Raw genomic sequence first — 15,709 nt, forward strand, 5'->3', positions numbered from 1 at the left:
TGGGAGGCGGACCCCGATGGACGGCACCGCCAGGCACGAGGTCGCGCCGCAACCAGGGCAACTTCACCGTCACTGCCGTTCCCCTGCCTCCAAACGCTGGCGCCGTGCTCGCAGTGTGCGAGAGCGCCTGGCCGATGCCGCTCGCCCGGCCACAGCCGAACCATCGTCCGAGGGCACGCCGTCACGGATCAGCGTCGCCTGCGCCGCCACCGTGGTGTGCGAGAACAGAGCGACAACCGAGAGCCGAACTCCTGTATGTCGCTCAAGGGCGTTCTGAAGCTCAAAGAGCTTGATCGAGTGGCCGCCCAGATCGAAGAAATTCACCTCGATCGGAACGTTTTTCCGCTGCAGCACCTCGGCCCACGCGGCAGACACCCGTCCAGTGGTGTCGTCGGTGGGGGCGGCGGCTGCATCCTCTGTCTGGGAGTCCGCATAGGTTTCTGCCAGATCACTAAGGCGTTTTCGGTCGATTTTGCCGTTGGCAGTCACAGGAAACCTATCGAGCACATGAATCCAGTTCGGAACCATGGCTTGCGGCAGTCTGCGGGCCACATGCTCGCGGACTGGTTCTGGAGAAATGTCAGGAGGCGAAAGGACGAACCCGACAAGCTGGGTCCGCTCCGCGTTCGTCACCACGACGGCGTCGCTGACCCCTGGTGCAGTACGCAGATGAGCCTCGACTGCGCCGAGCTCTATCCGATGGCCACGGATCTTGACTTGTTGATCGCGGCGTCCGAGGAATTGCAACTCACCATCGTCGTTCCACAGGGCGAGGTCGCCCGTGCGGTACATCTTGGCGCCCTCGACGTCGGTGAAAGGGTCGCCGATGAAAGCCTGGGCAGTCGCTCCAGGGCGGCCGAAGTATCCCCGCGCCACAGCTGGGCCGCCGATGAACAACTCGCCGCTCACACCGCGCGGGACCGGCTCCAGATCCTCATTCAGCAGGTATAGGCGGACACCAGGCACCGGCCCGCCGATCGATATCGGTCCAGGGGCCTCATAGCGGCGGAAGCTGGCCCATACGGTGGCCTCGGTCGGGCCGTACTCATTGACCAGGGCAGCCGTGCGGCCGAGCAAGGCGAAATGGCGTTCCACCAATGCCTCGGCCGGCGACTCGCCGGCCACGATCACCGTATCCAGCGTATCCAGCCGCGTGCCCTGCCGTGCCGCCGCGTCCAGCAGTGCGCTGTAGAGGAGCGGTACACAGAGCAGCCGGGTCACCTGCCGACGTTCCACCAGGCGTGCCAGCCGCTCAGGATCGCGGATTTCATCCGATGCCGCTACGACCAGGCATCCCCCCGCGGTCAAGGTCCCCCACACCCCGGCGACCGAGGAATCGAAGGCCAAGGGGGACACAAGCAGGAAGACTGGAGCGCCGGGATACACGGCGCGGCGTGCCCAAGTGGAAGCGGACAGCTGACCGTGCTCGACCAGGACGCCTTTGGGCTCGCCAGTGCTGCCCGAGGTGTAGATGATGTAAGCGGCGTCATCGGGTGTCACCGTGACTGCCGCCGCCGTGGTCTCTTCTCCTTCTTGGGCGTCCTCCGCTCGAATGACCGGGCAGGTGAGCGTGGGCAGTCGGGCAGACATGCCGTCTGCGACGATCACGGCAGACACGCCCGCGTCAGCGAACACATCAGCGATCCGCTGATCGGGGTGGGCCGGGTCTGCCGGGACGTACGCGGCACCGGCGTACAGGGTTCCGAGCACGGCGGCAATCATCGCGTTCGAAGGTTCGATGAGCACACCGATTCGCTCGCCTCTGCCCACACCTGCCGCACGGACGGACGCTGCGATGCGATTGGCCCAGGCGTCGAGCTCGCCGTAGCTCAGCTCGGCGTCCCTGCTCCGAACGGCGATCCTCAGCGGATCACTGCCGGCTATCCGGGCCACGACTGCATGGACTGGGCTGAGCTCCTCGTGTGGAGCGTTCGACACAGAACTCTGTTCTGGCAAGGTCATCAAAATTCCCACACTAATTCTCGGCTGATGCTGCTCGGTTCATGGCGTGCCAACAGGCCAAGGACGACGAAGAAGTCGGAGTCGTCACGGAGATCGGTGTGCCCAAGCAGTTCAGTCCACAACCCGGCTAGCGTTGCCAACGGACCAGGCACTACCGGTATCAACTCCCGAAAACAGACTGCATTCCTACGGACAGGAGTGGCGGGGCGAACATGAGCAGTACACACTCATCGGACGGTCACTGAACTCTGCTCAGACCGGAGAGCATTCAATCTGGCATCCGTTCACCCCAGCGTCAATGCCGCAAGAAGGGCCGGCGAGAAGGCGCGCAACATGTGTCCAGAGGAGCGCAATAACTGTCAGCCGTGCTTTGCTGGCGACTCTTGACGACAGCTCGCGGACATTGCTAGCCTGTATCAATATTCTATTACCGGTACAGTGCTCAACTCCTGTACGTTACTCAAAATCCGGCGGGCCGCTTGATCAGGCCGTTCCAGCGAGCTGGAACAGAATCGGAGTTCGGTTTTTCGGGTACTCTATGCGCTCGTGGCGACCTGACTCTTGTCTACGACGATAGGTCGACTTCTGCCGGGCCTACTTCTGTCGATCTACTCCCCCACCAAGAAGCCTCGGGTTTTCGACTTCTTCTTCGATGCGGCGGACTGGAGGATCTTCCATGCGCACTCCCCATACGACGAATCTTTCGCACCTACTCGATCCCGAACATGCGGCGGAGCCATACTCATTTTATGCCGAGTTGCGTACAAAATCACCGGTGCAGTGGGATGAATGGATGCAGACCTGGGCGGTGTTCGGCCATCCGGAAATCCTTGATCTCTCGAAGGACAGGCGTCTTTCTGTAGCCAGAATATCGGATTTCTACGAGAGCCTTCCCGAACAGGCCCGTGGCGATGTCGCACCGCTGGCTCGCACACTGTCGGACATGATGCTGTTCACTGATCCGCCGCATCACACCCGGCTACGCCGATTGATCAGGCCGAGCCTTTCTCCCCGTCTCACCCAGGAACTACGCAGCCATGTCCAGGAACTGGCCGACGAACTGCTCGACAAGGTCCTGCCGCGCGGGCACATGGACATCATTCACGACTTCTCGGAACCGCTCAGCCGTGGCGTCATCGCGAAACTGGCAGGCGTATCCGACGACGCGGCCCACCTCCTGGAGAGCTGGCAGGGGCTGTTGCATGAGTTCTTCACCCAGTCCGACTCCCAGAATGCGCGAATACAGGCACTGAGGGAGTCCTTCGACCGCACTGCCACCGCTCGTCGAAACAGCACGGCTGACGACTTCTTCAGTCGGATGATCAGTCCCCAACTCCGGGCAGCCGACTACACCGACGACGAGGTCTTCGCCAACCTCCTGCTGCTCATCGACGCGGGGCAGGCGACTACCACACATCTGATCGGGAACGCGGCCCTCGCCCTGTTGAACAACGACGAGCAAACTCAGCGGCTGCGCAGAGATCCTGAGCTGATTACACCGGCCACGCACGAACTGATGAGATACGACAGTTCCGTCCAGTTCACCACTCGGAAGGCGCTCGCCGACATCGACCTCGGTGAGCACCTGATCCGAGCCGGCCAATCGGTGACCCTGGTTCTCGGTTCAGGGAATCGTGACCCCCGTCGATACACCGACCCTGACATATTGGATGTCTCCCGACCGGCCGCTGATCACCTGTCGTTCGGGCACGGCATCCATTACTGCCTGGGTGCCTCACTGGCTCTCACCGAGATCGACGTCGCACTGCGGGCGCTGCTGCGTCGGACCACCAACTGGAAGTGCGAGGTGGCGCAGCCCGAGTGGCTCGAAAGCATCAACTTCCGCTTCCTTGCATCCCTTCCGATCACTTTTGAGGCAATCGCCTGAATGTGGCACCCGCCTCGGCCGAAGGGGAGTTCCTTGAGGCATGATGTCGGCGCATTGCCGCAGACGGAGCAGCAGTTCGCGTTGGTGCGGAGTTGTGAGCTGGGCGACGGCTGCCGACCCGTAACGCCGTCGGACGGTTCACGTGTCGGCGTTCAAGGAGAAGGCGGACACTGCCCTCGCTGCCGGTACTCCGAGGGCGAGCAGCCCATGTGCTTCCTGAACACCCGCGCGAAGTTCTCCGGATTCGGGAAACCACAGAGCCTGCCGACCTGGGATATGGGGTCGCTGCCCGCTGTGAGCAAATGGCGGGCAGCGTCGATGCGTAACCCGGTCAAGTACCGCATGGGCGTCTTTCCCGTGGTGACAGAGAATCGGCGCAGGAAGTGGTACCGGCTGAGACGTACTTCTCCAGCCAACTGGTCGAGGGTGATGTTCTCGGACAGGTGCATCTCCATGTAGGCCCGCAGTGTGAGCAGTTGTTCCGGGCTGAGACCTCCCGTGCCCGGTGATGCGGAACGGAGTGGATGGAGCAGGTATTCGGCCAGGTAGTGGGCTGCACTCAAGGCATAGCGTTCTCCTGCACCTGTCTTTTGGGCGTGAAGTAGAGTTTGCGCCATGGATGCGACATGTGGGTCGAACGCGCGCAGTGTCTGCAATTCCGAAACATCACGGACAGGAGCGGCGGTGTGTGCGTCCAGTGCTCGCTGAAGAAAGTCAACGGAAAGCTGGATATAGACGACTTCGAATGGGAGTCGTCTGGGCGGTGTGCTGCTGAGCCGGATCAGGTTGTTGGGTGCGACCCGGCAGACCTCTCCAGGCGTGAGCGTGGTACGTCGCCAACCGTGATTGTCTCGACGTTCAATTTGACACACCCCTCGTATTGGCGTGACGATGCCGAACCACTGATCCGACAATTGGTATGTCCAGGTGCCGCTATCGTGTCCAGCGACTTGCTCTTCCACAATGAGTTTCTGAAAGGATTGGTCTCGCCACGTAATGGTCACGTAGTTTTCCCTTGCGCGGGTCGGGGAAAGGAGGAGCGACAGGCGCCCAGGTTCGTCATAGCTTGAACCGGGCTGGATAGCACTCGCAGATGGATGGCAGGCAGAGGGAGGGACGGCGCCGCGTTCGTATGTGCCGGCGAGGCGCGTGGTGAGAACTGGCGAGGAGAGAGCCTCCTGTATGAGGCCGGTGGTGAACGCCGAGATAAATTGTGAATCAATGCGGCAGCCGTACACCCGCCTCCCCTCACCTCACGCGCGCACCAACTCTTGGTCTTCGTCGGAGCGCTACGGTCCGCCCTTGCCGTCTCAGGACGGAGGGCAATCACCGTTCGGTGTCGGGTTTTCCGTGGGGTTGATGCCGGCGTAGGCGGTGATGGAGCCTTCGAGGGTGATGCTCTCGCTGACAGCGTGCTCGGCGGGCGACACGGCGGTGTCGGGGGAGGAACCGAGGGACGCGGAGGGGAAGACGTCCTTCAGGATGCAGGAGATACCGGGCTTGGCCTTGGCGGTGAGGAAGAGGTAGCCGCCCGCCTCCGTCTCCTCGGTGACCGTGAAGGTCAGGTCGTCCGTTACGCAGGCCGGTGCGGCGGTGCTGCGGCTGTCGGCCGTCGCGGCGCCGGTGAGGGCCGGCGAGGCGACCGCGGCGAGGGAGAGGCGGGCGGAGCGGGCGACACAGCGCGAACGCATCCAGATCTCCATGGTGCTGAAGGGTGCGGAAGTGGTTCGTCCAGCGGGTTGGCTGGGATGACCGCAGCTTGTTCGGTGATCCGTCCCGCCCGCCACAGATGACGACCACTACGGGACGCCGGAACGAAGAAACATGTCCTGACCAGCACAGACGTTGTGGGTATGGAACGGGACGCCGGGACGTTGGGACGCCGGTTGCCGAACGCTCTCCGACAAGCTGCTCCGACCAGCCGGACGACCACCAGCCCGAGGATGACCACGAGACGAAGGACATGAGCCGTGGCCGTAGGCGCAGACAAGCGGGGGGGATCCGCCGCACCTCGGCACCGAACTCGAAACCTGCCGCTCCCCATACCGCATGGGGACGCCACAACGTGGACGCAGAGGTCTTGGTCACCATCGCCACGGCGGCGGCGACCATGAAACCGACGAGCCCTACCACTCCGGTCGTCGAGCCCCGGCCGTTGATCTCGTAGTACCCGTTGGTGGCCAGTCGCAGGATGACAAGCCCGAACACCGCCATGCCGATCAGCGTCCCCACGCCGAGCGAGGCCTGGCCCCCTCCCGGCTCTCGGTCCGGCGTACCCCCACCCGTGGACGAGCTCCGCGAGCACAGCCGTCAGGACGCCGAGGACGAGCGTGAGCAAGGGGTTGTCCTCATGCGCCGCGCCGATCCCCAGACCACCGATGAGGGCGATGACCGCGACGGCCACAAGCGCTCATGCCAGTCTCACCAGAACTCCTCCGCCGAATCCGCAGCCGGAGCGCCGCCGGTGTCGGCGTTCCGGGCGGCGCCGGGCAGACGCTGGGAGCCGGGCCTGCGGGAAGGGGGGCGGCCTGGATGTCGGTTGCGTTGGGAGCGTGCCGGGGGTTACTTCTTCGGGCAGGTCTCCTGGGTTACCTTGCCGCCCGACTTGTCGGAGGTGGCCGGGTCCATCGACAGGCACATGCCCGTCCAGTTGTTGATGAACTTGTAGCCGTCCATGGAGCCGGTCGGGGTGGCGATCTTGGTCGGGACGACGTTCCACATCTGGCTGCCGGAGAACCAGCGGGTCTCACAGTCCCACCAGAACAGCTGGGTGCCGGAGCCGGGCGGGTTGCCGTTGTTGTAGGGGACCGTCAGGCACTTGCCGTTGCTCGCCTTGATCCAGAAGTGGCCTTTGGGGTCGAACGACTTCGGCTGCGAGGCTTCCCACTGGTGGCTGCTGGGCGCGTCCGACTGGCATTCGCGCTGGGTGACCAGACCGCCGGACTTGGAATCGTCGAACTCGGGGCCCCTCACCATGCAGCGGCCGTACAAGCTGTTGACGTAGGTCTTGTCCTTGTTGACCACCCAGAACATCCGGTTGCCGCCTGAGACGAACTTGTCCGCGTTGTGGTCGATGATCGCGTTCACCAGGCCCCAGCCGGGGTAGTCCATCATGACGAAGCCGACCCGGCCGGCCTTGCGGTCGTTGAGGTGCTTCATCAGCCAGAGGTTGACGCCCCCCATCTGGGGCTTGTTCGAGTACACGCGGCCGCCGGCGTACTCGTACGGGGAGAAGCCCAGGGGGACGGTTGATGCGGACGTATAGGTCAGGAACAGATCATGGGGCGAAGGGCTGTCCATCGCCTTGTCGACATTCTTTCTGACGTAGTCCCACTTCGTGTTGGGGTCCGCCGCGTTCCAGGTGTCTTCCGTGTTGGAGTTGAAATCCTTGATGCCGTACCCGCCGGCTTCCGCATTGTCGAAGCTGGCCAGGACCAGCTTGCCGCGGACGTCCCCCAGCCTAGGAATGCCCGCCTTGCCGTTCCCCTTCACCGAAGCGTCGTAGAAGAGGCCGGGGTAGTCCTTCACGTAAGTGTCGAAGGTCGACCGGATCTGTTCCTTGGTCACGTTGTCCGGCTCGTTCTTACAGTCGGTCAGGGCGCCCTTTTCGCCCTCGTAAAGGCACTCGGCCCTCAGTCGCATGACGATCGTCTCGTGCGGGTTGGCCCTGAGGAAGTCCCGCGTCTTCTTGAGGACGTCGTCGAAGTTGGCCTTCTGGTAGTACGACGCGTGGTGGATCGTGAATTTGCCACCGATGGAGCGGACCCGGATATCGATGGCGCGGATCCCGCGGTCGTACTGCGCCCGCAGCGTCTGCCCGCTGTCGCCGTAGTCCTGCTGCGTCTCCACGTAGTTGCCACCGTGGATGGACAGCGTGTCGTGAGTCCCTGGGATGGACATGTCCGACAGCCTGGTGTCGCTCGCGACGCCCCACATCCACTCGTTCCGGTCCGGTGCGCCGAGGTTGTGGTAGGCGTCATCATTGGTCGACCCGGCCGCCTCGGCGGCGGTCGGGGTCAGCAGTGCCGCGCCGAGCGCGACGCAGACCGTCATCAGATGCGCCAGCGGGCGGGGCCGTCTGCGCGATCCGGCGCGGGGGGTGGGGCCGAGCATGGTACTCCTGTCCAGAGCGGGGGGGGTTACACGGCCCAGCTTGAGTTCCGACGCTCACGTTTCGCTCACGTTTCGCTCACGCCCTGAGCACACGCCCCGCACCCCGCTACCGCGCGTTCAGACAGGCCGGCACCCGCCGATGTCCGCTGTCGTCCGGCGGCAGACCCAGGATCACGACACATTGCCGATGTCCTCGCTGACCGCCCGGTCGAAGGCCACGTGGAAGCCCACGTGCGGCGCGCAGGTTCGAAAAGGTCGTCCCGGCCGAGGGGTTGGCGTACTCCTGAAGCTCCCGTGTCTCGGCCACTCCCCTGGTGCCGAGGTTGACCGTCGCGCTGTACTCGGCGAGGCCGAAACGGTCGGACTCTGTGGAGCGCCAGCCCAGGTCGAGGCGGGCCGCTACTCGACCGGGCCGACGGAGTCCTCCCACCTGTAGCCGGAGACGAAGTTGCCGCCGGGCTAGTGCTCTGACCGCATAGGTTGGCCGGTTTGGTGATCGTGGCGGTTGGATGGGTGGTGACGTCCGATCCAACCGCTGGAGGTGCGGTGGCCGAGCCTGTCCGCGTGCGCAGACTGACCGACCAGGAGGGGCAGAAGCTGCAGCAGATCGTGCGTCGGGGCAGCACCAGCTCGGTGCGTTACCGGCGCGCGATGATGCTGCTGGCCTCGGCCGGCGGGAACCGGGTGCCCGTGATCGCCCAGCTGGTGCAGGCCGACGAGGACACTGTCCGGGACGTGATCCACCGGTTCAACGAGATGGGCCTGGCCTGTCTGGACCCTAGGTGGGCGGGAGGCCGTCCCCGCCAACTCAGCCCTGACGACGAAGACTTCGTCATCCAGACGGCCATCACCCGCCCGGCCAAGCTCGGCCAGCCCTTCACCCGCTGGTCCCTGCGCAAGCTCGTCGCCTACCTGCGCAAAGCCCACGGCCACGTGGTCCGCATCGGCCGCGAGGCGTTACGCTGCCTGCTCGCCCGCCGCGGCATTACCTTCCAGCGCATCAAGACATGGAAGGAGTCCCCGGACCCCGACCGCGAGGCGAAGCTGGACCGGATCGAGGAGGTCCTCGACCGCTTCTCCGACCGGGTCTTCGCCTTCGACGAGTTCGGCCCGCTCGGGATCCGTCCCACCGCGGGCTCAGGCTGGGCTGAGCAGAAGCGCCCCGACCGGCTGCCCGCCACCTACCACCGCACCCACGGCGTGCGCTACTTCCACGGCTGCTACTCGATCGGCGACGACACCCTGTGGGGCGTCAACCGCCGCAGAAAGGGCGCGCCGCCAACACGCTGGCCGCGCTGAAGTCGATCCGCGCTGCCCGGCCCGACGGCGCCCCGATCTACGTGATCCTGGACAACCTGTCCGCCCACAAAGGCGCCGACATCCGCCGCTGGGCGAGGAAGAACAAGGTCGAGCTGTGCTTCACCCCGACCTATGCATCCTGGGCGAACCCGATCGAAGCCCACTTCGGACCGCTTCGGCAGTTCACCATCGCCAACTCCCACCACCCCAACCACACCGTCCAGACACGGGCCCTGCACGCCTACCTGCGCTGGCGCAACGCCAACGCCCGCCACCGCGACGTCCTGTCCGCCGAACGACGTGAACGCGCCCGCATCCGCAGCGAGAAGGGCATCCGCTGGGGCGGACGTCCCCTCAAGACCGCAGCGTGAGCGCACTTCCCACCCAGTGCACGGCTCCTCGTGAAAGGCTGGGAGCATGATGGGCGGACCGTCTGAGAACCCAGAACTCTGGGCCTTCCTGGAATCACTGCACCGCGGCGAGTTCCTTTCCGGCACCGTCACAGCGATCGAACGGTTCGGTGTGTTCGTTGCGCTGGACGACAGCCCCGACCATCCGGTCTTCCCTGGCGTCGGGTTCATCTCCTTCGCTGAGCTGTCCTGGCGACGTTTCGACGCAGCCTCCGATGTCGTGCAGATCGGACAGCGCCTCTCATGCGAGTTCCTCCAGTTCGACACGTGGAACCTGGAGGCCAGACTGTCCTTGAAAGCCACACAGCCGGACCCCTTTCAGGTATTCGCTGACACCATCGCGGTGGGGCAGAAACTGCCTGGCCAGGTCACCAAGCTGATCCCGTTCGGCGTCTTCGTCCAGGTCACCGACGGCATCGAGGGACTGGTTCACTTGCGAGAGCTCGCCTGGACACCGGTGGAGACTCCATCAGATGTCGTCCAGGTCGGCGACAAGATCACGGTGGTCGTCACCGAGATCGACCGAGAGCGACGCAGGCTAGCCCTCTCCCGACGACAAGGCTCATCCGCCGGCGTGTGATGCGCTGCCTTCCTGCGACAGCTCCCTTGCGCGAGTGTTCCTGAACGTCTGCTCAGTCAAAGGAGGCACACTCCCCAGGCCGGTGAACCTTTGCGGTCACAGCACTAGCGGATGGTGGTCACACCGAGTCCGTGGATCGGCGTCGGGTCCAAGACGTCCCCCGCAGGCCCGTCTCGTCCGCCGTCGGGCGACCCGGCTCGTGGATGCCGGTGTAGACGCACCGGCCCCGTACTCGACGAAGGAGCCGAAGAGGGCGGATCGTCTCCGTCGCGCCGTCGACAACGAGCTCGTGCTCCTGGTCCTCGTTGTCGTGGTGGGCGCCGGTCGGTCGGGCAGTGTGGTCCCGGCCCGGGGGAAGCGGGTGTGGCTGATGAAAAAGCGCCACCCATAGCTCTCGGGGCACGGCCGCCCGGTTCCCTTGGGCGCTCTGACCGCTGATCGAGAGTTGCGACCCATCGCTGACACTGATCACGAGGCGAGACTCCCCCATCCCGTTCCGCGGTGGTGTCCGGCGCAGAATCGCCAAAGTGAGGCGGACTGCGTTTGAGTCCTGGACTCTCACTACCGATCTCACTGCGTGCCTCGACGCGACATCGGGCGAACCGCCCGCCGTCGTGTCGAGGCAACGTCAGGTACGGCGTCCTATGGAGGACCGCGACGCCACGTACCGTGTCCGGCCGCCGGTTGCGCTGGTTGCGCCGGACCACGAGACCGCATCGCTCCCCTACATCCCGGCACCCCACTCAGTAGGGTCCGCCCCGAGCTCAAGGCCGCCTGACGGTGCCGGGGACACCACCGCGGGGTGGCTCTGCGACGACCACCAGCCGTGATCGATTGCACGGGCTGCCCGCGGGAGCGCCCCCTGCTCCCGTTCGCTCCCACGACTTCCCACTATTGACCGACCCCTCCCGCCCGTGCCAGTGGCTACCAAGATCCGGACCATTACCGGACCAGCCCCCGGGCGAAAGGCTTACAGAACATCATTACCCCAGGTCAGCCTGGTAGCAGCTGCTGTACCGACCCTGTTCCTCTCCAGGCGACCTCCGCACCTGCGCCACTCTCCACGATCGGTTCAGCACCCCGCGCCCCGATTGCCGTGGGAACGCGTCCGCCAGGCCCGGGCGAAGAGTTCGGGCAGGGGGCCGGCGACGGGCCGGGAGCAGACCTTGTGCCCGATGACCCGGACCCCGAGCAGCCCGGCCTTCCAGGTCTCCATCGGAGGGTAGAACTTGTCCCCGCCCGCCCAGTCGCCGGGCAGGAACACCCCGCGCCCGGCCCGGGCTCTGCGGTCGGCGACCGCCAGACCGACCTCGACGAGTGCGGCCGCAACGGCTTTGTGGTGCCCGGGAGTCCACCGGTTGAAGCGGCGGATACGGCGGTCAGTGGGCACGGGCAGAGCGAGCAGCTGCAGATACAGAGTGGCGGCGTCCGTATCCAGACCGGTGGTGGCGACCGCCTCCTCGACCACCTCTGGTGCGGACAGCCGCGGATCGGACTCGTAGCCGCACGGCGGCAGAGCCCCCTCGGTTATGCGCTGCACGATCCTCTCGAACTCGGGACCGCGCACCCGGCGGACCAGCGCCAGATGTGAGTCCTCCACGTCCACCACGGTCTCCAGGCGCCGCGAGCGCTCGTCGGACCCGTAGCGGCCGGGCCGGAAGTACACGCTGGGCGCCTCGCGCTCACCGCGCCGGTCGAACCCTGCCTCGGACACGACGACCAGGCCGTCGTCCAGCGTTGGATGGGCAAGCGGCTCGGCGGCGTCCAAGTAGGGCAGGGCCCCGGGGAAGCCCGGCAGCAGTTCCGCCACGGTGCGGCCGCGCAGGCTGCGGCCGCGGGCGGAGAGCAGCAACCCCGGGTGGGCCAGACGTTCCCGCAGCAGCCGTACGGTCTCGGGGACACCCCGGCGTACGGGATCTCCTTCCGGAAGCTCGGCGTACACCCAGTCGACGGCGTCGCAGACCACGGCGAGCAGCTCTCGGAAACGGAAACCCTCGTCGCCCTCCCAGCCGCCGCCGCTGATGCTGTTCACCCGCAGCCGGGTGTCCGGGTCGCGGGTCAGCCGCGGCTCGCGCGCGGGATCGGCGAACACGGCGCACACGGCTGCCGGGGCCATCCGTACATCGCTGTGCTCGGCGGCGACCGCGAGCGTCGACTCCGGCACGGCGGGGCGTACGCCCTGCTGCCTGCGCCAGGCCTCGGCGATCCGCTCGGCGAGCGCCAGCTGCCCGCCCTCCAGCCACAGCTGTTCGGGGTCAGCGGGCAGTGCGTCGGCCAGCAGATCGAGGCGCTCGGCCACCCGCAGGGCCGCCAACTCCCGCTCACCGGCCTCGGCTTCGGACTGCTTGAGCCCCATCACCTTGCGCGCCTCGGCATCGAGTCCCCGGTACCCGTACTTCACATCGGGTATTCCGGCAAGCAGCAGCGCGGCTCCGGCCCGGCTCAGCCCGGTCCGCTCGGCGAGCACCGCGGCCGCCGCGCGGTCCCAGGGCGCGGGACCCTTCTCCCGTACGAGGTGCACGAGGCGCCGCAGCCGGTCAGGTGTGTCCCAACCGGCCTCGGGCACCGGCTCGGTGGCGGTGATCCGACCTGGTGCCGACGGCTGGGCGGTGCCGGTACGCAACTCGACGAAGCGCTGCCCGTCCCGGCCGGTGCCGAGCCCGTGCAGAGCGACCACCGCACCATCGTGGGTCCGAGCGGCGCGCGTGTCCTTGTCGGCGAGTTCGAGGACGCCCGTACGCATCCGGGAGCGAGCCTCCGGGTCGGCAAAGGGAGTTTCTGCCCATACCTCCAGCATCGCCAGCTGGACCGCGCGCAGATGGTCCTGCACGTGGAAGGAGCTCGCCCGCAGGGCCACGGCGCCGCACCGACCGATGAACCGGTACCAGTTCCAGCCCCGGTAGCGCGCGGGCGCCTCCTCACCGCTCCCGGTCAAGTAGTCGCCGACCTCGGTGAACGCGGTGAGCGTGCCGGGCCCCCAGTGTCCGGAACCTTCGATGAAACCGTTGAGGGCCTGGGCGATCCACTTCTCGTCGAAGGGCTGTACGGGGCGTATCGGGGTGCGGGGCATGCGGCCATCCTGCCGGATCGCGTGCCTTCCTTTCGCCGGTGCCGAGGCCCGCGCTTCACCTTGCTGACCCGGCGCTCCGTCGGCGAATGCACACGCCGAACTGAGCGGCAGTGCTCCGTCGCAGGCCCGTTGAGGTACACGTACCGCCGATACCTGGAGGCAGTAAGGGTTGGGTCGACATCGCGACTGCGTGGGAATCCACCTGGGGAGAGGGGCAGCAGAGCACCCTTGGTAGGGTGCGCCGATGTCAACGATCAAGCAGTTTCAAGTGACCTTCGACTGCGCTGAACCGGCGCGCCTGGCCGCCTTCTGGTGTGAGGTGCTGGGGTACGTCGTACCGCCGGTCCCGGAGGGTTTCGTCACGTGGGAGGAGTACCACCGCTCGCTGCCGCCCGAGGAGCAGGTGATCTACTTCGCGTGCAGTGATCCCTCGGGTGTGGGTCCGCGGCTTCTCTTCCAGCGAGTTCCCGAAGGCAAGGTCGTGAAGAACCGGCTGCATCTCGATGTGCGAGCCGGTACCGGGCTCGTGGGTGAGGAGCGCCTTGCCACACTCGAGGCCGAGTGCGCACGACTTGTCGCGCTCGACGCGGTACATGTGCGAACGATGCGTGCCGACGGCGAGAACGAGTCCTGCATCGTGATGCAGGACCCTGAGGGCAACGAGTTCTGCCTCGACTGAGCCCCTCCGAGACTGCCAGGCAGGGAGCCGTCTGCCCTGGGTGATCTCTCAGGTCCGCATGCGGCGGGGGTTTCCCGTGGGAGCGAGGTTGCGTAGGCGGGCGACGCCGTACATTGCGTAGCGCACGCCGTCGCCTCTCAGGCGGCAGTCGCGCACCCGGGCCCGGAGCAGTCGTTGCTATTGCCCGGCAGCGGCCGGTCGACCACCACGACCAGCCGGGTGTCGGCGTCGATGACGACCTGGTGGTTGGTGGAGTATCGGTAGTTCTTCGACTGCGGGCCGATGTCGTCGGTCACTTGGTCTGCGTCCGATTTCGAAACCCCCGAACAGCAGGGCCAGTTGCCCCAACGGCAAGTTCGTTGGGCAGTACGCGGCGACCAGCGGCATCCCGTCCTCCAGCAACAGTTCTACGGTCGGCCCCGGCCCGGGGAGTCGGCACCCTCACGACGCAGCGCGGGCACCAACTTGCTGAAGACGGGCGGGCGCAGCCCGGTAAACGGGGCTATTCCAGGACGGCTCGAAGGCCGTGATCACACCTGACACGATCAAGATCACCGCAGAGCGAGATCACTTGCGGGACGACCCTTAGCTGATGCGATTCCAACTCTTGTGCATGGCAGAAGAGCGTGTTCGTCAGCAGGGAATAGATCCGCAGCAAGCCACGCGTTACGGACGCTGGGTTCCGCGGGACAAGTCCGTTACGACAACCTCAAGGCTGCCGTCACCCGCGTGCTGGGCCTGAACCGGGCGAGGGTGGAGAGCGACCGGTGGATCGCGTTCAAGTCGCACTTCGGCATCGAGAGCTTCTACTGCCGGCCCGGTATCGAGGGCGCCCACGAGAAGGGCGGCGCCGAGGGCCAGATCGGGTACTTCCGCCGCAACCACTTCGCCCCGGTCCCGGAGGTCGGCTCGCTCGCCGAGCTGAACGAGATGGTCGAGCAGTGGGACCTGCACGACGGGCGGCGCCGGATCGGGTCCCGACCGCGGACCATCGACGAGTACTTCGCCGTCGAACAGCCGCTGCTGCTGCCGCTGCCGGAGGAGCCGTTCGAGACCGGCCGGGCGTTCACTCCCCGTGTCGACCGCTACAGCCAGATCGCGGTCAGAACGAACCGCTACTCGGTTCCGGTCCGTCTGATCGGCAAGCGTGTCCGCGTGGTCCTGCACGCTTCTCACCTGGTCGTCTACGACCAGAACATCGAAGTCCCCCCGGCACGAACGGCTGATCGCGAAGGGCGGATGCCGTCTCGAGCTGGACCACTACCTTGAGGCGCTGATCCGAAAGCCGGGCGCCTTCCGCGGGCGCCACTGCACTCGAACAGGCCCGCTCGGCAGGCAAGTTCAATCCTGTTCATGACGCCTGGTGGGCCCAGGCCAAGAAGGTTCTCGGCGATCGCGATGGAACCCGGGCCCTGATCGAGGTTCTACTGCTGGGCCGGCACATTCCCCACGAGTTTCTGGTCGCCGGACTTGTCATCGCCCTGCGGGCGGGGGCTTTGACTGCGGACGCGGTCGCCCTGGAGGCCCGCATAGCCGCCCATAGCGAGGACGAGCCGTATATCCCCTTGCCGCCAGCCTCGCCGACGGCGCCCTCGGCGGCGAATGTGACGTCCTGCACGAGTGGAGGCTCACTCATCTTCCGCCGGATACCAGGCCGTTGCCCTCGGTGATGCCTTACGACCAGTTACTGAGACGCCGCCGCGACAGC

General features: G+C 65.9%; 9 protein-coding genes and 3 pseudogenes. 5 read left to right on the forward strand and 7 right to left on the reverse strand.

The annotated features are described in order from the left end of the window. Positions 1 to 69: 69 nt before the first annotated feature. The gene (locus KKZ08_RS03500) at positions 70 to 1,893 is read right to left on the reverse strand and encodes a non-ribosomal peptide synthetase (RefSeq protein WP_223773031.1); all 1,824 of its coding nucleotides are present in this window, start codon (positions 1,891 to 1,893) and stop codon (positions 70 to 72) included. A 745-nt stretch (positions 1,894 to 2,638) separates the two neighbouring features. Here KKZ08_RS03500 and KKZ08_RS03505 point away from each other — a divergent pair. After that, positions 2,639 to 3,850: a cytochrome P450 gene (locus KKZ08_RS03505; protein WP_223773032.1), complete on the forward strand. Its 1,212-nt coding sequence runs from the start codon at positions 2,639 to 2,641 to the stop codon at positions 3,848 to 3,850. A 152-nt stretch (positions 3,851 to 4,002) separates the two neighbouring features. Here KKZ08_RS03505 and KKZ08_RS03510 read toward each other — a convergent pair whose 3' ends face one another. The 4 genes and pseudogenes from KKZ08_RS03510 to KKZ08_RS03525 all read right to left on the reverse strand — a co-directional run. Next, on the reverse strand, positions 4,003 to 4,854 hold the full coding sequence (locus KKZ08_RS03510; RefSeq protein WP_223773033.1) for an AraC family transcriptional regulator: 852 nt from the start codon (positions 4,852 to 4,854) through the stop codon (positions 4,003 to 4,005). 306 nt (positions 4,855 to 5,160) lie between these two features. Continuing rightward, positions 5,161 to 5,541, reverse strand: coding sequence for a DUF4232 domain-containing protein (locus tag KKZ08_RS03515; protein ID WP_223773034.1), 381 nt, complete (start codon positions 5,539 to 5,541; stop codon positions 5,161 to 5,163). Positions 5,542 to 6,412: 871 nt separating this feature from the next. After that, the gene (locus KKZ08_RS03520; protein ID WP_223773035.1) at positions 6,413 to 7,963 is read right to left on the reverse strand and encodes a phosphatidylinositol-specific phospholipase C domain-containing protein; all 1,551 of its coding nucleotides are present in this window, start codon (positions 7,961 to 7,963) and stop codon (positions 6,413 to 6,415) included. A 235-nt stretch (positions 7,964 to 8,198) separates the two neighbouring features. After that, a pseudogene (locus KKZ08_RS03525) lies at positions 8,199 to 8,422 on the reverse strand (alpha-N-arabinofuranosidase); the annotation flags it as partial. Positions 8,423 to 8,509: 87 nt separating this feature from the next. Between KKZ08_RS03525 and KKZ08_RS03530 the strand changes: the two are divergent. Then, positions 8,510 to 9,633 (forward strand): annotated as a pseudogene (locus KKZ08_RS03530) (IS630 family transposase). Between the two features lie 46 nt (positions 9,634 to 9,679). Next, the gene (locus tag KKZ08_RS03535; RefSeq protein WP_223773036.1) at positions 9,680 to 10,252 is read left to right on the forward strand and encodes a S1 RNA-binding domain-containing protein; all 573 of its coding nucleotides are present in this window, start codon (positions 9,680 to 9,682) and stop codon (positions 10,250 to 10,252) included. A gap of 1,072 nt (positions 10,253 to 11,324) precedes the next feature. On the opposite strand, the gene KKZ08_RS03540 is transcribed toward KKZ08_RS03535, so the two are convergent. Then, a complete protein-coding gene (locus tag KKZ08_RS03540) occupies positions 11,325 to 13,322 on the reverse strand; it encodes a hypothetical protein (protein WP_223773037.1) in 1,998 nt (665 codons plus the stop codon). Positions 13,323 to 13,566: 244 nt separating this feature from the next. On the opposite strand from KKZ08_RS03540, the gene KKZ08_RS03545 reads away from it, so the two are divergent. Next, positions 13,567 to 14,001 carry a VOC family protein gene (locus KKZ08_RS03545; RefSeq protein ID WP_223773038.1) on the forward strand — a complete coding sequence of 145 codons (435 nt, stop codon included), beginning with the start codon at positions 13,567 to 13,569 and terminating at the stop codon, positions 13,999 to 14,001. 48 nt (positions 14,002 to 14,049) lie between these two features. On the opposite strand, the pseudogene KKZ08_RS03550 reads toward KKZ08_RS03545, so the two are convergent. Continuing rightward, positions 14,050 to 14,544: pseudogene (locus KKZ08_RS03550) on the reverse strand (hypothetical protein). 186 nt (positions 14,545 to 14,730) lie between these two features. On the opposite strand from KKZ08_RS03550, the gene KKZ08_RS03555 reads away from it, so the two are divergent. Further along, positions 14,731 to 15,270, forward strand: coding sequence for a hypothetical protein (locus tag KKZ08_RS03555; protein ID WP_223773039.1), 540 nt, complete (start codon positions 14,731 to 14,733; stop codon positions 15,268 to 15,270). Positions 15,271 to 15,709: the final 439 nt, after the last annotated feature.

Origin of the sequence: Streptomyces sp. 135 (genome assembly GCF_020026305.1) — a bacterium.
GTDB lineage: Bacteria > Actinomycetota > Actinomycetes > Streptomycetales > Streptomycetaceae > Streptomyces.